At 70.6% G+C, this 19281-nt stretch carries 22 protein-coding genes; 12 read left to right on the top strand and 10 right to left on the bottom strand.

Annotated features, from left to right (window positions below; genetic code table 11):
• The first annotated feature begins 54 nt into the window (after positions 1 to 54).
• From Q0747_RS08470 to Q0747_RS08455, 4 genes are all read left to right on the top strand, one after another.
• Positions 55 to 822: an isoprenyl transferase gene (locus Q0747_RS08470; RefSeq protein WP_298253536.1), complete on the top strand. Its 768-nt coding sequence runs from the start codon at positions 55 to 57 to the stop codon at positions 820 to 822.
• A 58-nt stretch (positions 823 to 880) separates the two neighbouring features.
• On the top strand, positions 881 to 1456 hold the full coding sequence (locus Q0747_RS08465; protein ID WP_298253534.1) for a DUF2243 domain-containing protein: 576 nt from the start codon (positions 881 to 883) through the stop codon (positions 1454 to 1456).
• Positions 1453 to 2256, top strand: coding sequence for a cytochrome c oxidase assembly protein (locus tag Q0747_RS08460; RefSeq protein ID WP_298253532.1), 804 nt, complete (start codon positions 1453 to 1455; stop codon positions 2254 to 2256). Before Q0747_RS08465 ends, Q0747_RS08460 begins: the two co-directional genes overlap by 4 nt.
• Positions 2257 to 2433: 177 nt before the next feature.
• Positions 2434 to 2892: a DUF4383 domain-containing protein gene (locus tag Q0747_RS08455; protein WP_298253530.1), complete on the top strand. Its 459-nt coding sequence runs from the start codon at positions 2434 to 2436 to the stop codon at positions 2890 to 2892.
• A gap of 118 nt (positions 2893 to 3010) precedes the next feature.
• Here Q0747_RS08455 and Q0747_RS08450 read toward each other — a convergent pair whose 3' ends face one another.
• Positions 3011 to 3898 carry a class I SAM-dependent methyltransferase gene (locus Q0747_RS08450; protein ID WP_298253528.1) on the bottom strand — a complete coding sequence of 296 codons (888 nt, stop codon included), beginning with the start codon at positions 3896 to 3898 and terminating at the stop codon, positions 3011 to 3013.
• A 111-nt stretch (positions 3899 to 4009) separates the two neighbouring features.
• Here Q0747_RS08450 and Q0747_RS08445 point away from each other — a divergent pair, with 111 nt between their 5' ends.
• From Q0747_RS08445 to Q0747_RS08435, 3 genes are all read left to right on the top strand, one after another.
• Positions 4010 to 4684, top strand: a complete 675-nt coding sequence (locus tag Q0747_RS08445) for a helix-turn-helix domain-containing protein (protein WP_298253526.1) — start codon at positions 4010 to 4012, stop codon at positions 4682 to 4684.
• A 93-nt stretch (positions 4685 to 4777) separates the two neighbouring features.
• The gene (locus Q0747_RS08440) at positions 4778 to 5278 is read left to right on the top strand and encodes an A24 family peptidase (RefSeq protein WP_298253524.1); all 501 of its coding nucleotides are present in this window, start codon (positions 4778 to 4780) and stop codon (positions 5276 to 5278) included.
• Positions 5279 to 5283: 5 nt separating this feature from the next.
• Positions 5284 to 5754: an NUDIX domain-containing protein gene (locus Q0747_RS08435; RefSeq protein ID WP_298253522.1), complete on the top strand. Its 471-nt coding sequence runs from the start codon at positions 5284 to 5286 to the stop codon at positions 5752 to 5754.
• A 31-nt stretch (positions 5755 to 5785) separates the two neighbouring features.
• Here Q0747_RS08435 and Q0747_RS08430 read toward each other — a convergent pair whose 3' ends face one another.
• Genes Q0747_RS08430 through Q0747_RS08420 form a run of 3 tightly spaced genes read right to left on the bottom strand, consistent with a single transcriptional unit; the run spans position 5786 to position 8666 of the window.
• Positions 5786 to 7252: a class II fumarate hydratase gene (locus tag Q0747_RS08430; RefSeq protein ID WP_298253768.1), complete on the bottom strand. Its 1467-nt coding sequence runs from the start codon at positions 7250 to 7252 to the stop codon at positions 5786 to 5788.
• Positions 7253 to 7277: 25 nt separating this feature from the next.
• Positions 7278 to 7898, bottom strand: a complete 621-nt coding sequence (locus Q0747_RS08425) for a carbonic anhydrase (protein ID WP_298253520.1) — start codon at positions 7896 to 7898, stop codon at positions 7278 to 7280.
• Between the two features lie 42 nt (positions 7899 to 7940).
• Positions 7941 to 8666 (bottom strand): DUF4245 domain-containing protein, encoded by a 726-nt coding sequence (locus tag Q0747_RS08420; protein WP_298253518.1) that lies wholly within the window; start codon positions 8664 to 8666, stop codon positions 7941 to 7943.
• A 155-nt stretch (positions 8667 to 8821) separates the two neighbouring features.
• On the opposite strand from Q0747_RS08420, the gene glpX reads away from it, so the two are divergent.
• On the top strand, positions 8822 to 9874 hold the full coding sequence (gene glpX, locus Q0747_RS08415; RefSeq protein ID WP_298253516.1) for a class II fructose-bisphosphatase: 1053 nt from the start codon (positions 8822 to 8824) through the stop codon (positions 9872 to 9874).
• A gap of 54 nt (positions 9875 to 9928) precedes the next feature.
• On the top strand, positions 9929 to 10972 hold the full coding sequence (locus tag Q0747_RS08410) for a peptidoglycan bridge formation glycyltransferase FemA/FemB family protein (protein WP_298253514.1): 1044 nt from the start codon (positions 9929 to 9931) through the stop codon (positions 10970 to 10972).
• A 6-nt stretch (positions 10973 to 10978) separates the two neighbouring features.
• Here the strand turns inward: Q0747_RS08410 and manA are convergent, their stop codons facing one another.
• The 4 genes from manA to Q0747_RS08390 form a co-directional block, all read right to left on the bottom strand.
• Positions 10979 to 12325 (bottom strand): mannose-6-phosphate isomerase, class I, encoded by a 1347-nt coding sequence (gene manA, locus Q0747_RS08405; RefSeq protein WP_298253512.1) that lies wholly within the window; start codon positions 12323 to 12325, stop codon positions 10979 to 10981.
• 123 nt (positions 12326 to 12448) lie between these two features.
• The gene (locus Q0747_RS08400; protein WP_298253510.1) at positions 12449 to 14008 is read right to left on the bottom strand and encodes an LCP family protein; all 1560 of its coding nucleotides are present in this window, start codon (positions 14006 to 14008) and stop codon (positions 12449 to 12451) included.
• Positions 14005 to 14571 (bottom strand): 5-(carboxyamino)imidazole ribonucleotide mutase, encoded by a 567-nt coding sequence (purE, locus tag Q0747_RS08395; RefSeq protein ID WP_298253508.1) that lies wholly within the window; start codon positions 14569 to 14571, stop codon positions 14005 to 14007. Before purE ends, Q0747_RS08400 begins: the two co-directional genes overlap by 4 nt.
• The gene (locus tag Q0747_RS08390; RefSeq protein WP_298253506.1) at positions 14568 to 15743 is read right to left on the bottom strand and encodes a 5-(carboxyamino)imidazole ribonucleotide synthase; all 1176 of its coding nucleotides are present in this window, start codon (positions 15741 to 15743) and stop codon (positions 14568 to 14570) included. Before Q0747_RS08390 ends, purE begins: the two co-directional genes overlap by 4 nt.
• A gap of 235 nt (positions 15744 to 15978) precedes the next feature.
• Between Q0747_RS08390 and Q0747_RS08385 the strand changes: the two genes are divergently transcribed.
• Positions 15979 to 16551: a GtrA family protein gene (locus Q0747_RS08385; protein WP_298253504.1), complete on the top strand. Its 573-nt coding sequence runs from the start codon at positions 15979 to 15981 to the stop codon at positions 16549 to 16551.
• Here the strand turns inward: Q0747_RS08385 and Q0747_RS08380 are convergent.
• Positions 16535 to 17302 (bottom strand): TIGR03089 family protein, encoded by a 768-nt coding sequence (locus tag Q0747_RS08380; RefSeq protein ID WP_298253502.1) that lies wholly within the window; start codon positions 17300 to 17302, stop codon positions 16535 to 16537. The two genes, Q0747_RS08385 and Q0747_RS08380, sit on opposite strands and share 17 nt — an antisense overlap.
• 249 nt (positions 17303 to 17551) lie before the next feature.
• Between Q0747_RS08380 and Q0747_RS08375 the strand changes: the two genes are divergently transcribed.
• A complete protein-coding gene (locus tag Q0747_RS08375) occupies positions 17552 to 18133 on the top strand; it encodes a WhiB family transcriptional regulator (protein ID WP_298253500.1) in 582 nt (193 codons plus the stop codon).
• Positions 18134 to 18258: 125 nt separating this feature from the next.
• Here the strand turns inward: Q0747_RS08375 and Q0747_RS08370 are convergent, their stop codons facing one another.
• On the bottom strand, positions 18259 to 18750 hold the full coding sequence (locus Q0747_RS08370) for a metallopeptidase family protein (protein WP_298253497.1): 492 nt from the start codon (positions 18748 to 18750) through the stop codon (positions 18259 to 18261).
• Between the two features lie 101 nt (positions 18751 to 18851).
• Here Q0747_RS08370 and Q0747_RS08365 point away from each other — a divergent pair, with 101 nt between their 5' ends.
• Positions 18852 to 19232 carry a DUF3499 domain-containing protein gene (locus Q0747_RS08365; RefSeq protein WP_298253495.1) on the top strand — a complete coding sequence of 127 codons (381 nt, stop codon included), beginning with the start codon at positions 18852 to 18854 and terminating at the stop codon, positions 19230 to 19232.
• Positions 19233 to 19281: the final 49 nt, after the last annotated feature.

Raw genomic sequence — 19281 nt, 5'->3', positions numbered from 1 at the left:
GCAGCGTCGCGCAGGGGTACCACCGGATCATCGACCAGGGGAGGGCGCACGAGCGTGACGTGGAAGTTCCCAGCCCTCGGCTACAGCTTCTACGAGCGCAGGCTCCAGCGCCAGCTCGCCCCGGGGCGGATCCCGCACCACATCGGTGTGATGGTGGACGGGAACAGGCGGTGGGCCAGACTCGCGGGTGCCCCGACGAGTCACGGCCACCGGGCCGGCGCCGACAAGATCCACGAGTTCCTGGGCTGGTGCGAGGAGCTGGGGGTCGACGTCGTCACCCTCTACATGCTCTCCACCGACAACATGGGTCGGGACCAGGCCGAGATCGATCAGCTCCTGGGCATCATCGCCGACACCCTCGACCGGCTCGGGGAGAGCAACCGGGTGCGGGTGCAGCCCGTGGGGGCCCTGGACCTGCTCCCCGACGACCTGAGCCGGAAGCTCGAGGCTCTCTCGGCCTCCACGGAGAAGATCGACGGGCTCCACGTGAACGTGGCCGTGGGCTACGGCGGACGGCGTGAGATCGTCGACGCCGTCAAGGAACTGATGCACGATGCCGCGGGCAGGGGGATGTCGCTCGATGCCCTGGCGGAGGAGCTCACCGACCAGCACATCTCCTCCTTCCTCTACACCCGCGGGCAGCAGGACCCCGACCTGGTCATCCGTACCTCGGGCGAGCAGCGGCTCTCGGGATTCCTCATGTGGCAGAGCGCCTACAGCGAGTTCTACTTCTGCGAGGCCCTGTGGCCGGACTTCCGTCGCGTCGACTTCCTGCGGGCACTGCGGGACTTCGGTCGCAGGCAGCGCCGCTTCGGGTCCTGAACCGGTCCGCGGGGCGGCGTACTGTGGGGACCACCGCGACGATCCTCCGGGAGGCAGCATGACGACGACGGGCAGCAGCCACGGCAGCGAGGTACCCCAGGGCGCAGGGACCGCGCCACCCCGCCGGATCGCGCTGCCCGGCATCCTGCTCGGCGTGGGCCTGGGCGGCTTCGTGGATGGTATCCTGCTGCACCAGATCCTGCAGTGGCACCACATGCTCAGCAGTTCCGCCACGGCCAACATCGACATCGGGGACTACCCCGTGACCACGGTGCACGGGCTGGAGCTGAACACACTGTGGGACGGCCTCTTCCACACGGTCACCTGGCTCGCCGTCCTGGCCGGGCTCGGGATCCTCTACGCGCGCGTCACCCACTCCCGTGGCCGGGTCTGGGCCTCCCGCGTGCTGTGGGGCTGGATCGTGGTCGGCTGGGGCGTGTTCAACGTGGTCGAGGGTCTCATCGACCATCACCTCCTGGCCGTCCACCACGTCATCAGCGGTCCCTACCAGACGCAGGCCGACATCGCCTTCCTGCTCCTCGGTGCCCTGCTGATCGTGGCGGGCTGGCTGCTCCAGCGCTCGGGTGGGGCCGTGGACCTCCCGAGCGGGTCGGACCGCCACCCGCGACGATGACCACCGCGCACGCGCCCGGCCACGGCATCGGCTGGGACACCGTCCTGCCCGTCGGTGCCCTGACGATCCTCGCCCTCGCCTATCTCGTGCTGGCGTGGCGCGGACGGCGGGATGCCCGCGGCTGGAGCAGGCGACGCACCGCGAGCTTCCTGGCGGGTGTGGGACTCCTCGTCCTCGCGCTGACACCGCAGCTCTCCCCGTTCCAGGAGGAGAGCTTCACCTCCCACATGTACCGGCATCTGCTGATCGGGATGTACGCGCCCCTGGGCCTGGTGCTCGGGGCGCCGGTGACACTGCTCCTGCGGTCCGTCCCGCAGCGCTACGGCCGGGTGATCGGCCGGCTCCTCGCCTCGACGGCCCTGGGCGTGCTCGCCCATCCGGTGACCGCGCTGGTCCTCAACCTCGGCGGACTGTACCTGCTGTACGCCACCGGACTCTACGTCCTCACCAAGGAGCACCCGGCTCTTCATCACCTGGTCCAGGTCCATGTCCTCGCCTCCGGGTACCTGTTCGCGTTCTCGATCGCCGGGCCGGACCCGGCGCCGCACCGTCCGTCGGTCCCGTCGCGACTGGTGGTCCTCGGGATCGCCATCGCCGGGCACGCCGTGCTGGCCCAACTGCTCTACGCGGGGGTGCTTCTCCCGGCGCCCGTCACCGGCGACGACCTGCGGGCAGGCGCGGACCTCATGTACTACGGCGGCGACATCGCCGAGCTGCTGCTGGCCTTCGCGCTGGTGGGTACGTGGCGGTCCGGGAGGAGGACGGCACCTCGCCGTCGAACCGCGGCAGTGAAGCAGTGAAACAGTGAAGCAGTGAAGCAGTGGATCAGTGAAGCAGTGATGTGCATCTCGTCGCAGCTGCGCGGAACGGGGCGTGGCGGGCATGCCTGCCACGCCGGGCGCGTGAGAGGCTGAGAGAGATAGTGCCGCTGCAGGTTCACGAGACCGCGCGGCTTCTCCATGGAAAGGATACAAGACATGACTACTGCGGACACACCCCGCTCCGGCGCTCGGACCCTGGTGCAGACGGCGGCCCTCGTCGTCGGCGCCGTCTTCCTGCTCGTCGGCGTGCTCGGCTTCGTGCCGGGCATTACCACCAACTACGACGAGCTGCAGTTCGCGGGCCACGCGTCGGGCGCACTGCTGCTCGGCCTCTTCCAGGTCTCCATCCTGCACAACATCGTGCACCTGCTCTTCGGCATCGTGGGTGTCGCGGCTGCACGCTCGGCGGGTGGCGCCCGGTCGTACCTCCTCGTCGGGGGCATCATCTACCTCGTGCTGTGGATCTACGGTCTGGTCGTCGATCCGATGGCCGCCAGCAACTTCGTCCCCCTCAATGACGCCGACAACTGGCTCCACCTGGGCCTGGGCGTCGGCATGATCGCCCTGGCGCTCGTGCTGCCCCGCCGCAACGATCGGGCCGCCGCGCGCGTCTGACACCGGTGAACCGTCGGCGACAGCCGTCACGGACAGGGAAGGCCCCGGGACGTCTTGTCCCGGGGCCTTCCCTGTCCGTGACGCCGCAGGGGATCCGGCGGGCGAGCTCACGCACCCCTTACCGTCGGCGGGCGGTGAGCAGCAGGTACTCCCAGTCCATCGCACCCCCGCCACGATCGTGTCGCCGTGCGAGGTCGAGCAGCGCGGCGTCGAGACCGCGCACGCGACCCGCGTCGGTCGCCAGTGACCGATAGACGGCGATGGTGGGCCCGTAGTTCTCCTTGAAGTAGTCGAGGAACGACGCCGCATCGGCGAAGCGATCCACGCGGACCTGGCGACGGCTGACGTCGACGTCCTCCACCCGCGTGCCGAGCAGGGCACGCACGTGCTGCTCGTCCCCCCAGAGTGGCGGTGGTTCCGACCCGGGTAGGGGTGGTGGTGAGTACGGCTTCATGGCGGCGAACATCTGGCCGACGAAGCCGGCGGGTGTCCAGTTGGCCAGGCCTATCCGGCCGCCCCGGCGGCACACCCGCACCAGTTCGTCGGCACTCCTCTGGTGCGACGGCGCGAACATGACACCCACGCAGCTGATCACGGCGTCGAAAGCGCCGTCGTCGAAGGGCAGCTCCTCGCAGTCCGCTTCGCGCCACTCGACGTCGACGCCCAGATCCTCCGATCGTCGTCGGCCACTCTCGAGCAACTCAGGCGTCAGATCGGAGCCGATCACGCGGGCGCCTCGCCGGGCGGCCGGGAAGGAGGCATTGCCGGATCCCGCTGCCACGTCCAGGACGTGGTCGCCGGTCGTGATGCCGGTGGCGTGGACGAGCTCTGCGCCCAGGGTGGGAATGACGTCCTCGGCCACCGAGGGATAGTCCCCCGACGCCCAGATCTGCCGGTGCCTGGCTTTGATGTCCGGTGCGCTGGTCTGCATGATGCTGATGTCCTCCCCGGTGAGGCGCCGTCCTGTTGCCGACGCCGGCTGTGGCTCCAGCATGGTGCTCGCCATGGAGGAGCATCCAGTGCTGGACCTGTATCGGGAGGAGTTCTCGATCTGTACTGGCGCTGGCGGTGCCGCGGGCGTCTACTGGTAGTCCGACCCGATACGAGGGAGTGCGCGATGGCGTCCTACGGCCAGTTCTGCCCGTTGGCGAAGGCCATGGAAATCCTCGACGAGCGCTGGACCATGCTCGTGGTGCGGGAGCTGCTGGCCGGCTCGACCCACTTCAACGAGCTTCGGCGCGGCAATCCAAGGATGTCGCCGGCTCTGCTCTCCAAGCGGCTGACACGACTGGAACGCTCGGGCGTCGTGGGGCGGCGCGCCGAGGGAACGCATGTGAGCTACATCCTCACGGCTTCCGGGGAGGAACTGCGCCCCGCCGTCGAGGCACTGGCGGCATGGGGGATCCGGTGGATAGGGGAGCTCGGGGAGGCGGACCTGGATCCGCACCTGCTGCTCTGGGACATGCATCGCACCCTGCCGCTCCGGGAGTGGCCTCGCCGGCGCACGGTGGTCGCGTTCGAGTTCGACGACGTGCCGCGTGCGACCGCCCGCTGGTGGTTGTGCGTCAGCGGGAACCAGGTGGACGTGTGCGATGTCGATCCCGGCTTCGACGTCGACCTGACCGTGCGCACCGGCCTGCGCACCATGGTGGAACTGTGGCGCGGGGACCGGTCCTGGCAGCAGGCGCTGAGGGAGGAACTCATCACCCTGACCGGTACCACCGAACTGGCCCGGCGGCTGCCCGACCTGCTGGGACGGATGGCGACGGCAGCCGTACCCCGTCCCGGCTGAGACCCGGTCTTCCCTCCTGCACCGCCGCGCCGGATCCACAGCGGCCCCGCTGCCCTGTGCCGGGTCCGGCGCATGACGTAGCGTTGAACCGTGATGGCGGCACTGGGAGTGTACCGGGAGGAACCCGTGGCCCTCGTCCTCCTCGTCGCCGCTCTGCTCGCCTTCCTCGTGGTGGGGACACGGCTCAGCGTGATCGACTGGCGCACCCACCGCCTCCCGGACCGCATCGTCCTGCCGAGCTATCCCGCGGCGATCCTCCTGCTCGGCGGCGCGGCGGCCTCCGCCGGTGAGTGGCCACGGATCGGCGGCATGCTCGCGGGTGGGGCCGTACTCTGGGCCGGCTTCGCGGTCCTGCACGTGCTCAACCGCCGCGGCCTGGGCTTCGGGGACGTGAAGCTCGCAGGCCTGCTCGGGCTCTACCTGGGGTTCGTGGGCTGGGGAGCCCTGTGGTGGGGGCCGTTCTTCGGCGTGCTCCTGGGAGGACTGTGGAGCTCGGCTCTGGTCATCACCCGCAGGGCCGGTCTGCGCTCGTCCATCGCCTTCGGGCCGTTCCTCATCCTCGGAACGGGCCTCGCTCTCGCTGTACTACGGTGAAAGGCATGCCCACACCGGATTTCGTCACCACGCTGCGGCGCAAGATCGGCCACGACCCCCTGTGGCTCCCGGGAGTGGGCGGAGTGGTCCTCGACGACGAGGGCCGCGTGCTCCTGGGTCGCCGGGCCGACAACGGCAGGTGGACCATCATCACCGGCATGGTCGAGCCCGGTGAGGAACCCGCGGTCGCGCTGCGGCGGGAGTGCGAGGAGGAGACCGGCGTCGTCGTCGAGGTCGAGTACCTCCTCGATACCGGCGTCGTGGGCCCCATCACGTTCCCCAACGGGGACGTGTGCACGTTCCTGACCCTCGACTTCCGGTGCCGCTGGGTGAGCGGCACGGCGCGCGTGAACGACGACGAGTCACTCGATGTCCGCTGGTTCCCCCTCGATCGGCTGCCGGAACTCAATGCGCGCCACCGCTCACTCGTCCTCGGTGCTGGCAGCTTCGACGGCGTGACGCGCTTCGTCTCCTGATCCCTGCCCCGAGGACGGGGCTCGCGCCCGCTCAGCCCTGCGGCGGGCGTGTCATCGAGAGGACGTCGAGGGCCGAGTCCAGCTGCTCGTCGGTGAGCTCGCCGCGCTCCACGAAACCGAGTGCGACGACGGCCTCGCGGACCGTGAGCCCCTCGGCGACGGCCTTCTTGGCGATCTTCGCCGCGTTCTCGTAGCCGATGTGCTTGTTCAGCGGCGTCACGATCGAGGGGGAGGCCTCGGCCAGGAAGCGGGCGCGCTCCACGTTCGCGGTGATGCCGTCGATCATGCGGTCGGCGGAGACCCGCGTGGAGTTGCTCAGGAGGCGGATGGACTCGAGCACGTTGCGGGCGATCACCGGGATGCCCACGTTCAGCTCGAACGCACCGTTCGTCCCGGACCAGGCGACGGTGGCGTCGTTGCCGACCACCTGGGCGCACACCATGATGACGGCCTCGGCGATCACCGGATTGACCTTGCCGGGCATGATGGACGAGCCGGGCTGCAGATCGGGCAGGGCGATCTCCCCGAGACCCGTGTTGGGCCCCGAGCCGAGCCAGCGCAGATCGTTGTGGATCTTGGTGAGTGAGACGGCGATGGTGCGCAGCATGCCGGAGATCTCCACGAGCCCGTCGCGGTTGGCCTGGGCCTCGAAGTGGTCACGCGCCTCGGTGAGCGGGAGCCCGGTGTCCTCGGCGAGGAGTTCGATCACGCGGGCCGAGAAGCCGGCCGGGGTGTTGATGCCGGTGCCGACGGCGGTCCCCCCGAGGGGTACCTCGGCGACGCGGACGAGGGAGGCCTCGATGCGCTCGATGCCGTAGCGGACCTGCGCCGCATAGCCACCGAACTCCTGGCCGAGCGTGACGGGGGTCGCGTCCATCAGGTGGGTGCGGCCGGACTTCACGACCTCGCCGAACTCCGTGGCCTTGCGCTCGAGCGCCTCGGCGAGATGGGTGAGGGCCGGGACGAGATCCTTCACGAGGGCGGAGGTCGCCGCGACGTGCACGGAGGTGGGGAAGACGTCGTTGGAGGACTGCGAGGCGTTGACGTGGTCGTTGGGGTGGACCGTCGTGGAGCTGCCGGACGCCTCGAGGGCGCGGGAGGCCAGGGTGGCGATGACCTCGTTGGCGTTCATGTTCGACGACGTGCCCGAACCGGTCTGGTAGATGTCCACGGGGAAATCGCCGTCGTACCGCCCGGCCGCGACGTCGTCCGCTGCTGCCTCGATCGCACGGGCACGCTCGGCGTCGAGCACCCCGAGTTCGGCGTTCGCCGTCGCGGCGGCCTTCTTGATCCGGGCGAGCGCCTCGATGTGGGCGCGCTCCAGCCTGGTGCCGGAGATCGGGAAGTTCTCGACGGCGCGCTGCGTCTGCGCCCGGTAGAGGGCGTCGACCGGCACGCGGACCTCGCCCATGGTGTCGTGTTCTACGCGGTACTGCGCATCCTCAGGGCCGGGCGTCGCGCCGCTGGCGGAGGTGGAGTCGGGGCTGGCTGCAGGCATGGGAGTCATGCGGCAATTCTGGCGCTCAATTCTCCACGGAGCCAAATCCTGAGACCAGCACGGCCTTGCCCTCGTCGAGGCGGTAGGAGACCCCGACCACGGCTGCCGAGCCGTCCTCCACCGCACTCGAGATGATCCGGGAGCTGTCCACGAGTCGCTGCGTGGTCTGCCGGGTGTGCTCGATCACCGTGGCGTTGACGTCGGTGACACCTGCCCGCCGCGCGGTGAGGACCGACGGGGTGATCCGTTCCACGAGATCGCGGATGAAGCCGGGGGGCATGGTCCCGGTCTCGACGGTGTCGATGGTGGCCGTCACGGCACCGCAGCTGTCGTGGCCGAGGACCACGATCAGCGGCACGCCGAGGATCGCCACGCTGTACTCGAGCGAGCCGAGGACGGCGTCGTCGATCACCTGGCCCGCCGTCCGCACCACGAACACGTCACCCAGCCCGAGGTCGAAGATGATCTCCGCCGCGAGCCGCGAGTCCGAGCAGCCGAAGATCACCGCGAACGGATGCTGGGTGTTGACGAGGGAGGCGCGGCGGGAGGCGTCCTGATTCGGGTGGGAGGCGTCGGCGGCGACGAATCTGGCGTTGCCCTCCTGGAGCCGGAGCCAGGCGGCGGCGGGGGTCAGTTCATGGGTCACGATCGCCATCGTACTGCGACGACCAGCTCCGACGGGTCGTGTCTACCCCGCCGGGTCGGAAGATGACAGGCGTTCGGCTTCGTCGATCTCGTTCTGCCGGATCTCCTCGACGGTCGCGGCGCCGAGGCTGTCGAACTCGGAGAGCTCCGCCTCGCCGTTGAGGATCACCGTGGCTCCGTCGACGTCGGTCCTCAGCACCGTGTCGCCGTCCGGGGCGTCGAGCAGCTCCCACTCGAGGTCGTCGATGGTGCGGGTCCCCGAGACCTGCGCGTCACCGATCCGCTGCGCCACCCAGGTGGGATTCGCGTCGTCGGTCTGCGTGAGCTGGATGAAGCCGGAGTCCGGGGTCAGGTAGCCCACCTCCCAGAAGTCGACACCGTCGCTGCGCCCGGTGACCCAGCGCGCGTAGTTGGAGTACCAGTCCTGGAGCTCGGGAGCCGCGGGGAGGTAGCCGGCGTCGCCCGCGGCCTGGCGCGCCACGGTCCCGACGTCGATGTCGCGCCGGTAGGTGTCGGCCGTGTAGGTGGGGTTCAGGAAGTAGACCGGCAGGACGACGGCGATGGTGGCCCCGGTGGCGATGAGCATGCCGCGCGCCGTCGAACTGGCACGCCTGGCCTGGCTGGACGTGAGGGTGATCGGGGGAGCGTCGTCGTCCCGCTCCTCCTGCCCCCGCGCGTCCGGTAGCGGGGCCCGCTGCGCGGCGTCCTGCCCGTCCGCGGGCCGCGCACCGGTCCCGGGTGTTCCCCGTCCATCGTCCTGATCAGTCACAGCTCCATTTTCGCTGATCCGCGCCGGGTCACCTAACCGGAGGCGGGAGGGCGCCCGCCCCTGCGGGGGCCGCTCCGAAGCGCCGCGCCGCTCACGCGCCTATGATGACAACCAGGGAACCGGTACGTGCGCGTACCGCCTGCTTACCTTCGACGATGAGGATAGACGTGGCCAAGAACTCAGCGAATGCCCAGTACTCGACGCTCTCGCCGGCACTGGCGGTGGGTGACGACGAGCCGGACCGGAATCTCGCCCTCGAACTCGTCCGGGTCACCGAGGCGGCAGCGATCGCGGGCGGCCACTGGGTGGGCTTCGGCGACAAGAACCTGGCCGACGGCGCCGCCGTCGACGCCATGCGCTCGCTGCTGCAGACCGTGCACTTCAACGGCATCGTGGTCATCGGGGAGGGCGAGAAGGACGAGGCCCCCATGCTGTTCAACGGGGAGCGCGTGGGGGACGGCAGCGGCCCGGAGTGCGATGTGGCCGTCGACCCGATCGACGGCACGCGCCTGACGGCCCTGGGCATCAACAACGCGCTCGCGGTGCTCGCCGTGGCCGAGCGGGGTTCGATGTTCGATCCCTCGGCCGTGTTCTACATGGAGAAGCTCGTCACGGGACCGGAGGCCGCCGACATGGTGGATCTGCGCCTGCCGGTCAAGCAGAATCTGCACCTGATCGCCAAGGCGACCAACAAGAAGGTCAGCCAGCTCAACGTCATGATCCTGGACCGCGACCGGCACAAGCCGCTCGTGCAGGAGATCCGCGAGGCCGGGGCCCGGACGAAGTTCATCATGGACGGCGACGTCGCCGGAGCCATCGCCGCGGCCCGGGAGGGGACCGACGTCGACGCGCTGATGGGCATCGGAGGTACCCCGGAGGGCATCGTGACGGCGTGCGCGATCAAGGCGCTCGGCGGGGTCATCCAGGGCAGGCTCTGGCCCACCAGCGACGAGGAGAAGCAGAAGGCGATCGACGCCGGCCACGATCTCGATCGCGTCCTGTCCACCGACGATCTCGTCACGAGTGACAACTGCTACTTCGCGGCGACCGGCATCACCGACGGCGATCTGCTGCGCGGCGTGCGCTACAGCAAGGACAAGGTGCTCACGCAGTCCATGGTGATGCGCTCCAAGTCCGGGACCATCCGCGTGGTCGACGGCGAGCACCAGGCCCACAAGTGGGAGAGCTACGCCCGCGTGAACCAGTAGGGGCCGCTGCCGGGGGCGCCCGGCGGGGCGGGCCGACACCTATAGGCTGGCGTGATGAGTCTTTCCGTGTCGCCCTGCCTGGACCGCGCCCTCTGGGACGCCACCGTCGACGAACTGGCGGGCCACCCCCAGCAGCTGTGGGGCTGGGGGGAGACGAAGGCGGCCCACGGCTGGAGCGCCGACCGGGTGCTCGTCACCGAGGACGGCGCGGTGGTCGGGGCCGCCCAGGTGGTGCTCAAGTCCCTGCCGTGGCCCCTGCGCAGCCTGGCCTACGTCCCGCGAGGACCGCAAACGACCCGGGGCAGGGCGGCGGAGGTCCTCGACGCCGTCGCGGAGTACGTGCGGACCACGCACGGTTCGGTCGCGCTGAGCATCGAACCGGACTGGGACGCCGCGAGCGACGAGGCCCGAGCACTGCCGGGCAACGGGTGGAGGGCGAGCACCAGCACCATCCTCATCCCGCGGACGCTCATCCTCGATCTGCGCCGGTCCGACGACGAGCTGCTGGCGGGCATGTCGAAGAAGCACCGCCAGTACATCCGGAAGTCGGGGCGGGAGGAGCTCGACATCCGCCGCGTGGAGCGCCGCGAGCTCCCCGCCTGCCTCGACGTCTACCGGGCGACGGCGGAGCGTGCGGGCTTCGGCATCCACGAGGACGCCTACTACCTGGACATCTTCGACAACCTCGGGGACGCCTCGCCGGTGTACGCGGCGTTCCAGGGGACCGACGTCGTCGCCTTCCTGTGGCTCTCGACGAGCCGTGCCACCACCTTCGAGCTCTACGGCGGCATGACCGACGAGGGCGAGCGGCTGCGCGCCAACTACGCCCTCAAGTGGCTGGCCATCGGAGAGATGAAGGCGCGCGGCGTCACCCGCTACGACTTCAACGGCCTGCTCAACGACGGCGTCTCCCGCTTCAAGATGGGCTGGGCGGATCACGAGGATCTCCTCGCCGGGACGTGGGACCGGCCGCTGAGTCCCTACTACCCGCTCTTCAGCCGCCTGCTGCCCCTCGCCAGGAGCGGCATGCAGCAGGCCCGCCGGCAGGCGGCACGGGCCGTCCCGGCACTCCGCGGGCTCCGGAGGCGCGGCGCCTGACGTCCGTCAGGCGCCTGCGCGCTGCGGGCCCTCACCGACGGTCACCGCGAAGGCGAGCACGGGCCCGTCCGCGTCGTGCTGGTCGTTCGCCGCGCGGACGATCAGCGGCGCCTCGGAGGCCCCGACGAAGGCACTGCCGCCCCGCGGGACGAGGAGCGTGGAGCGCGGGGTGTCGAGCAGGATCGGGCCGCTGACCGCGAGGACCACCACCGGCCCGTTCTGCAGCACCGGCACATGGGAGTCGCCGTCCGCCCCAGGGCCAGTGGTGGGGTCGCCCGGCGTGTCGTCGAGCACGATCCGCTGCAGCTGGAACTCGTCGAACGGCGGACGGTAGAGCTCCTGGTCGAAGAGCGTGTACTCGGGTGCCAGCGTCGGCGGGGGCACGGCCTCGAAGACCACCGTGTCGAGCAGCGCATCGGGGTCCACGTGCTTGGGGGTCAGGCCCCCGCGCAGCACGTTGTCCGACGACGCCATGACCTCGATCCCCAGTCCGCTGAGATAGGCGTGGACGTTCCCCGCGGGGAGGTACAGGGCCTCACCCGCCCGCAGCGAGACGCGGTTCAGCAGCAGGGCCACGAGCACTCCCGGATCGCCCGGGTACTGGGCCGCGAGCTCCCTGACGGTCGCCAGATCACGCGCGACGGCGTCGTCCGCGTCGCCGGGGCGGCCGCCCGCGGGCGGCGGGGTGCTCTCCGGACCGGTGGCCATCATGCCCTCCACGGCGTCGACGACGGCGTCCACGACGTCCCGCGGCGCGTGCAGCGTCTGCGCGAACGCCGCTCGCAGGGTGTCCTTCCCGCCCACCACGAGCCGCGCCGCCACGGAGTCGAGGAAGCCGTGTGCCTCGGACCCGGGGTCGACGGCGGCGGCGAGGGCGGCGAAGACCGGGACGGACTCGGCCGCCGGACGGAAGCCGCACAGCGCCTCGAAGGCCGAGAGGGTGTAGAGCAGCTCGGGCTTGTGGTTCCGGTCCCGGTAGGTGCGGTGTGCAGCGGACCGCGGGACGCCGGCGGACTCCTCGGCATCGAAGCCGGCAGCAGCCTGCCCGGCGTCAGGATGGACCTGGAGCGAGAGGGCGGATGCGGCCGCGAGCACCTTCAGCAGGAAGGGCAGCCGGTCCCCGAAGCGCGTGGCGGTGTCCTCGCCGAGGAGTCCCCGGGGATCGTCGGCGATGGCCTCGTCGAGGCCGGTGCGGGAGCCGTCCTGACCGATGATCCGTGAGGGGGAGTCCGGGTGGGCGCCGACCCAGAGCTCGGCCTCCGGCTCACCGGAGGGTTCCCTTCCCAGCAGCTCGGCGATGGCATGCTGCGAACCCCACGCGTACGGGCGGAGCGGATTGTCCAGGAGGAACATCGTCGGGGTCCTTCGAAGGGGTCGGGCTGGATAAGGGCGGGCTCAACGGGGTCGGGTGGACGGGGGCGGGTGGACGGGGTCGGGTAGATGGGGTCTGATGGACGGAGTCGGGTGCTCCCCGGCTCAGGCCGGTGAGCATTCGCCGTTGTCGGCGAGGAGCTCCCCGAGGGTGGCATCGTCCCCGATGGTGGCCAGTTCCTGCAGATACTCCTCCGTGAGGCCGCTGTCGGTACCCTGGGCGGGCAGCACGACCCCCGCGCGCTCGAGCGGGAGGGGCCCGGCAGCGCCCGGATCGACGTCCTCGGCCAGCATCCGATCCACCCGCGCGTGGATGCGGTCGAAGTCGGGGTAGGTCGCGAAGTTCTCGGCCACCGTGCCGAAGTCGGGAGCGCCGATGGTCAGGCGACGGGTCTGCTGGCCCTGGGCCTCGAGGGCCAGGTCCACGAAACCCGCCAGCTGGTCCTGCGCGATGTCCGTCTCGACGATCTGGGTGCCTGCGGCCGCGATGGACTGGAAGCGCGTCAGCAGCGTCGCGGGGTCCAGCTGGGCGATCATCGCCTGCTGCACGCACTGCTGGCGTGAGATGCGGTGGTAGTCGGTCACGAACTCCCGGGACCTGGCGTACCAGAGCGCGTGGTACCCGTCGAGGGTCTGGACGCCCGGCGCGATCCAGCCGTCGGGCGGGTAGTGCCGCACGGGGTCGGTCCCGGGGATCTCCGCAGCGGTGATGGGGACCCAGCCACCGGCATCGATCCGGATGCCCCCCATCGCATCGATCAGCTGCTCGAAGCCGTTCATGTCCACGAGGAGGTAGGCCTGGACCTCGATCCCGAGGACTCCGCTGGCCGCGTCCATCATGGCCGCGGCGCCCGGATCGGCCGCGTCCGGATAGAGGTCGGCGTGATTCTGGGTCACCTCGGTGTAGAGGCTGTTGATGATGCAGGCGTCGCCGCAGGAGTACCCGTCCGGGTAGACGTCCCGGAGCGGGGAGTCCGCCGGGAAGGGCGCGTTCTGGAAGTTCCGCGGGATGCTGAAGGTGACGGTGGCGCCGGTCTCGGCGTCGACGCTGATCACCGAGATGCTGTCCGGTCGCCGGCCCGTCCGGTCCTCCCCGGCATCGCCGCCCATGAGCAGGAAGTTGTAGCGGCCGTCCACGGGGTCGAAGGCCGGTCCGGACGAGAAGATGGAGCCGACGGTGGAGCGACCCACCCCGAGCAGGTACGCGCCGTAGGCGAGCGAGCCGCTGGTGAGCACCATGAGCAGGGCGAGCGTGGCGGCGACGACCGGGCGGACACCGCGATCGAGCAGCGGCAACCGGATCAGGCGCAGCGTATTGACGAACAGGACGGCCCAGGCGACGGCGACGGCGAGCAGCACGAGGATCAGCGCCAGCGACCACCAGCGATGCGTCACGATCCCGACGACGAGCGCGCGATCGGTGAGCGCGAGCACGAGGAAGAGCAGGACGAGCGCCCAGCCGGTGAAGGTCACGCGCAGGGCCCGCCGGCCGAGCCGCCGGTCGCCGGCGACGATCTGCGCCGATCCGGGCAGGACGAGCGTCATGAGCAGCAGGAGGAAGGCCCGTTTGGTGCGGTCCCTCGGGGCGGCGGAGTGCGGGTGGCGGACCGGATCGGTGAGGGACGTGCTGCTCCCGACGGCGCCCTCGGCGCGGGCGACGCTCATGCGTCCACTGGGCCGGTGCCGGTGCCGGGGCCGGTGCCGGCGATGCGGGAGCGGAGCGCAGCGCCCTTGTGCTCGGCGGTCTCGCGCAGGGCGCTCGCGAAGAGGAGGAGCTGCTCCTGCAGTGACCGGGCCCCGGCGTCGGACCCTGCGGCGAGGATGCGGACGGCGAGGAGGCCCGCGTTGCGGGCGCCCCCGATCGCCATCGTCGCCACGGGGATGCCTGCCGGCATCTGGGCTATGGAGAGCAGGGAGTCCATGCCGTCGAGGTACCGCAGCGGGACGGGGACACCGATCACGGGCAGCGGTGTCACGGCGGCGAGCATGCCCGGCAGATGTGCGGCTCCGCCGGCGCCGGCGATGATCACCCGCAGCCCGCGCTCGTGGGCGCTCTGCCCGTACTCGATCATCGCGGTGGGCATCCGGTGCGCGGAGACGACGTCGGCCTCGAAGGGGACGCCGAATTCGGCGAGCGCTCCTGCTGCGGCCTCCATGACGGGCCAGTCCGAGTCGGACCCCATCACGAGGCCTACCTGCGCGTTCGACACTGCGTTCCCTTCGGTCATTGCTGGTGCGGGGAGGGCGATCCCGTGCCGTCGCGGAGTGTCGCGGCAACCCTCGTGGCCCTGGCGCGGACGGCGTCGAGCGGTTCCCCTGGAGCCGCCAGCGCGTTGACGTGCCCGATCTTGCGGCCCGGGCGGACGTCCTTGCCGTAGAAGTGCACTTTAGCGGATGGTCCTGAGGACAGGCCGAGGGGGTAGGCCGCGTAGATGTCGGTGTTCGGCCCCCCGAGGACGTTCTTCATGACGGCGTGCCGTGCCAGCGGATCGGTGGCTCCGAGCGGAAGATCGAGGACGGCCCGCAGATGCTGCTCGAACTGGCTCGTCAGGGAGCCGTCCATGGTCCAGTGGCCGGAGTTGTGCGGGCGCATGGCGAGTTCATTGACGAGGTAGCCCGCTCCCGTCCCCGGGGTCTCGAAGAGTTCGACGGCCATGACGCCGGTGACGCCGAGGGTGTCCGCGAGCTGGAGGGCGGCCTCCGTCACCGCGGCGACGGTCGCCTCGGGCAGGTCCGGGGCGGGGGCGATCACCTCGTCGCACACGCTGTCCACCTGGATCGATTCGACCACCGGCCAGGCGCGTGATTCGCCGGAGGGCCGTCGCGCCACGAGGACGGACAGCTCGCGACTGAAGGGGACGAACTGCTCCACGAGCAGGTCTCCGCCCGAGAACCACGCCCGTGCCCCCGCCACTGCGGCGGCGTCCCGCAGCACCAGGACCCCCTTGCCGTCGTAGCCGCCGCGCGGCGTCTTCAGGACCACGGGCCACCCGACCTCTGCGGCGAAGGCCTCGACGCCGTCTGTGTCCCGGACGGCCCGCCACCGCGGATTCGGCAGTCCGAGGTCCTCGACGGCGCGCCGCATCACGAGCTTGTCCTGGGCATGCCGCAGCGCGGCCGGCGCAGGACGGACCTGCACGCCCTCGGCGACGAGTTGCTCGAGCAGCTCGCCCGGCACGTGCTCGTGGTCGAAGGTCACCACGTCCACGTCCGCGGCGAAGCCGCGCAGGGTCTGCAGCTCCCGGTAGTCACCGACGACGGCGTGGGCCACGGCGGCCACGGCCGAGACATCGGGTCCCTCGGCCAGTACGCGGAGTTCGAGGCCGAGTTCCACGGCGGGTCCGGCCATCATGCGTGCGAGCTGGCCGCCGCCGATCACGCCTATCACGGGAAAAGTCATCATCACAGGGTACCGGGCGCACGGCCCGTGCTCCTGTGCAGCGGCGTCACGGTCCGCAGCGCGGCGGCGAGGCGGCGGCCAGCCCGTAAAATGGGGTCGAACACGCCGAGGACAGCTGGTCCTCCGGTGGCCCGTTGCCGGCCGCCGGATCGACCTGCGCCGGGAACGAGGGGATCCGACCCCTCGCCGGACGGCGTCCATCCCGAACCGCGGAGGTAGAGCAGTGGCAGGACTCATGGACCGGATACGGGGCCTGGCGTCGCTCTTCTGGCGTGAGGTGGCGAAGTTCGGGACCGTCGGCGGGGTGGCGTTCGTCATAGACAACGGGCTCTACTGGTACCTGATCCACGGGCCCATGAGTGGCAGCGAGGTCAAGGCGCGCTTCGTCTCGGCGGGTGTGGCCACGGTCTTCGCCTGGCTCGCCAACCGCTACTGGACCTTCCGGCACCGCCGGCAGCCGAACGCGGCCCGTGAGCTGGTCATGTTCGTCCTGATCAACGTGGTCGGGATGGGGATCGCCGCGGGCTGCGTCGCGATCGCCAAGTACGGCTTCGACGTGAGCGAGCCGCAGCCCCTGTTCCTCGTGGGGATCTTCGGCACCGTGCTCGCCACGCTGGTGCGCTTCGTGGCCTACCGCTTCTGGGTCTTCAACGTGGAGCTGGACGCCGAACCGGAGTTCAGCCATGACCAGGAGATCGTCCACCCGCACCGCGCGGAGCAGGCCGCCGCCGCGGCCACGGCCGGCACCCCGGCGGACCGCGCAGCCAGGGACGACGACGCGGTGGGGCGCCCTACAGCCGGCCAGTGACGCGTTCGCCGCTCAGCAGGCTCTCGGTGACGGGCACGCCGTCCTCCACCAGCACCACCGACCCGTCCCTGTGCCACAGCGCGTAGGCCGCCGCGAGGACACGCACCAGTCCGGCGCCGGGCTCGAGCAGCAGCGTTTCTGTCCCGTCCCCCGTCGCGCCCCCCTGCGAGGCGGGAAGCGTGACCTCCCGCAGCAGGTCCTCGGCGGTGAGGTCACGGTGGCCCGCCCGCACGAGGACCCTGCCGGACGCCTCGCCGTCGTCCACCGGATCGGGGAAGACGTCCCCGTGGGAGCGCACCTCCGCGGCGAAATCGACGGCGCCCCGCGGTAGCGGACCGTCCCAGGCGAATGCCAGCGAACCGAGGGCGACGCACACCAGCACGCGCGGAGCCGCCGGCTCCTCGGTCGCCGAGGAGGAGAGCACGATCCCGCCGTCCGTCGTCGCGCCGGTGGGGTGGTCCTCGCCCGCCGCGGGGTCGGCGGTGTCCTCGACGATCGTCACGGCCCCCACCTGCCAGCAGGCGAAGGCGAGGGCGAGGGTCTTCCAGTGGACCGGGAGATCGAGGGCCACCTGCGTGGCCTCCTCCGCGTCGAGTTCGTCCACGAGGAAGTTGGAGCTCTTGGCCACCCAGTTGTCGAACACCCGACCCGAGAGTTCGATCCTGCCGTCCCTGCCGTGCCAGACGAGCCGGGGGGTCGAGGGACTCGAGGAGCGCATCCGGGCCAGGATCGCTGCGGGTGACTGCGGCATGTGCGGTTCTTCCGGCTCGTGAAGCATGCGAGTATGACGTGAGAAAAACAGGTAGACACGCCGGGCTAAACAGGTGGTCGGCCCGGCGTGGCGCTCGTAACGGTCCGGCATCGACTCTATATGATCCCCCCGCCCGCTTGACGAACGCCGACTTACACCCTTGTAATTAGGCATCGGATTTGTTCCAGCAGCAGGGCGCGAGGGTCGACCCATGCTGATGCTGGAACGGCAACACCGGGAAGGCTGACCATGGGGCAGGCAGAACGTATTCAGGAACGACCGGACATCGCGGCCGAGACCGCCGTCCGCTACGGTTCGCGGGGTGTCCCGGCGGACTGGTTCCTCGATCCCGCCGACCCCGGGGCGGAGGAGCGGTACCGCGAGGACACGCGGTCGGCGCTCGACGACCACGCGACGGCGTTCCTCGCCGCGCACGGCGCGCTGTCCGGCTTCCCCGAGATCGAGGACCGCCCGAGCAGCCTCCTCGTCCTCCCGGGCGCTGCCGTCTCCCCACTGGCATTCCGACCGCACGACCTCGCGCCGGCGACTCCCGCGGACCAGCCCGTACCGATCGGCCTTCCACTGGTGCCGGGCAGCGTCGACGACGACGGCGAACTCTCGTGGCAGGCCGACGCCCTGTGCGCCCAGACCGATCCGGAGGCATTCTTCCCGGAGAAGGGCGGTTCCACCCGCGACGCCAAGAAGGTGTGCGGGTCGTGCATCGTGAAGGCGGAGTGCCTCGAGTACGCGCTGGAGAAGGACGAACGGTTCGGCATCTGGGGCGGCATGTCCGAGCGCGAGCGCCGCAGACTGCGTAAGAGCGCGGGCTGACCCGTCCGAGCCCGTATGCGGCCTCCGGATCGACGCGCCCCAGCCCGCTGGGCGGTGCTCACTCAGGCATCATCAGTCAGGCGTCGGGCCACTCAGGATCCCGACGACTCAGCCGCCGGGCGGTCCTACGCCTGCGAGCGACCGTAGGCCGGATCGACGGCCTCCGGTGCCAGGCCCATGAGTTCGGCGGTCTGCTCCACCACGACGTCGTGGACGAGCTCGTTGAGCGGCAGGAAACCACGCGCCGCCATGAGGGTGGGCTGACGATAGATCGTGATCACGGCGGGTCGGCCGGGTCGCGCCGGCGTGCTGGATCCCAGGAGACCGCCGATCGTCTGCGGGGTGCGGCTCTCCAGGTCGTCGGGGATCTCCTGCACCACGATCTGCAGGTCCTGTATCCGCTCGCCCCACAGGCGTTCCAGCCGATGCGCCGAGTCCAGCACCCAGTCGTCGAACCGCTCGGACCGCGACCGGGCTCCCGGCAGGTGGGCGGGGATCAGCTCGCCCCGCAATCCGCGGCCCCTGCGATTCCGCCGCCGCTCGAAGAACGACCGCGACGGTTGTCCGGCGGCCGTCGGATCGGTCAGTCTGACCGAGAACGTGGAAGCATCCTGCATGAGACGACTCTAAGCCTTGAGCACCGGCCCTGCACCCGGGCGGTCCCGACCTCCGTGGCGGCGCGGCGCGGCGCCCCCGATCCCCGGTAGGCTTGCCGATCGTGGGATCTCTCCGGCAGTGCTCAAGATCGACGTGCCAGCAGCGTGCGATGGCCACCCTCACCTACGTCTACGCGGAGTCCACCGCGGTCCTCGGCCCGCTCGCCACCTACGCGGAGCCGCACACCTACGATCTCTGTGCCTCGCACGCCGAGGGCTTGACGGTGCCCCGTGGCTGGGAGGTGGTCCGCCTGGCGCTCCCCGACACGGCCCCCGAGTACACGTCGGACGATCTCGTGGCGCTGGTGGAGGCGGTCCGGGAGGCCGCGGCCGAGACCGCAGCGCCGCCGGCGGGACGACGCGGCGCGAAGGCTCCGATCGAGGCCCCGGCCGGAGCGGCCGGTGCGCGGCGCGGACACCTCCGGATCCTCCGGGAGCCCTGACCCGTCGCGATAGACTCGGACGGAGCGACACCCCTTCCGTCTCCCAGCG

The organism is uncultured Arthrobacter sp., assembly GCF_947493765.1.
Classification (GTDB): Bacteria; Actinomycetota; Actinomycetes; order Actinomycetales; family Micrococcaceae; genus Arthrobacter_D.
The sequence above is the reverse complement of the archived record's forward strand: the minus strand, read 5'-3'. Positions and strand labels throughout refer to the sequence as shown.

Bases quoted from the DNA above. Each gene is read 5' to 3' on its own strand.
- Q0747_RS08465 (WP_298253534.1), top strand. From the start codon at position 881: ATGACGACGACGGGCAGCAGCCACGGCAGCGAGGTACCCCAGGGCGCA.
- Q0747_RS08460 (WP_298253532.1), top strand. From the start codon at position 1,453: ATGACCACCGCGCACGCGCCCGGCCACGGCATCGGCTGGGACACCGTC.
- Q0747_RS08455 (WP_298253530.1), top strand. From the start codon at position 2,434: ATGACTACTGCGGACACACCCCGCTCCGGCGCTCGGACCCTGGTGCAG.
- Q0747_RS08450 (WP_298253528.1), bottom strand. From the start codon at position 3,898: ATGGCGAGCACCATGCTGGAGCCACAGCCGGCGTCGGCAACAGGACGG.
- Q0747_RS08445 (WP_298253526.1), top strand. From the start codon at position 4,010: ATGGCGTCCTACGGCCAGTTCTGCCCGTTGGCGAAGGCCATGGAAATC.
- Q0747_RS08440 (WP_298253524.1), top strand. From the start codon at position 4,778: ATGGCGGCACTGGGAGTGTACCGGGAGGAACCCGTGGCCCTCGTCCTC.
- Q0747_RS08435 (WP_298253522.1), top strand. From the start codon at position 5,284: ATGCCCACACCGGATTTCGTCACCACGCTGCGGCGCAAGATCGGCCAC.
- Q0747_RS08430 (WP_298253768.1), bottom strand. From the start codon at position 7,252: ATGCCTGCAGCCAGCCCCGACTCCACCTCCGCCAGCGGCGCGACGCCC.
- glpX (WP_298253516.1), top strand. From the start codon at position 8,822: ATGAGGATAGACGTGGCCAAGAACTCAGCGAATGCCCAGTACTCGACG.
- Q0747_RS08410 (WP_298253514.1), top strand. From the start codon at position 9,929: ATGAGTCTTTCCGTGTCGCCCTGCCTGGACCGCGCCCTCTGGGACGCC.
- manA (WP_298253512.1), bottom strand. From the start codon at position 12,325: ATGTTCCTCCTGGACAATCCGCTCCGCCCGTACGCGTGGGGTTCGCAG.
- Q0747_RS08400 (WP_298253510.1), bottom strand. From the start codon at position 14,008: ATGAGCGTCGCCCGCGCCGAGGGCGCCGTCGGGAGCAGCACGTCCCTC.
- purE (WP_298253508.1), bottom strand. From the start codon at position 14,571: ATGACCGAAGGGAACGCAGTGTCGAACGCGCAGGTAGGCCTCGTGATG.
- Q0747_RS08390 (WP_298253506.1), bottom strand. From the start codon at position 15,743: ATGACTTTTCCCGTGATAGGCGTGATCGGCGGCGGCCAGCTCGCACGC.
- Q0747_RS08385 (WP_298253504.1), top strand. From the start codon at position 15,979: ATGGACCGGATACGGGGCCTGGCGTCGCTCTTCTGGCGTGAGGTGGCG.
- Q0747_RS08380 (WP_298253502.1), bottom strand. From the start codon at position 17,302: ATGCCGCAGTCACCCGCAGCGATCCTGGCCCGGATGCGCTCCTCGAGT.
- Q0747_RS08375 (WP_298253500.1), top strand. From the start codon at position 17,552: ATGGGGCAGGCAGAACGTATTCAGGAACGACCGGACATCGCGGCCGAG.
- Q0747_RS08370 (WP_298253497.1), bottom strand. From the start codon at position 18,750: ATGCAGGATGCTTCCACGTTCTCGGTCAGACTGACCGATCCGACGGCC.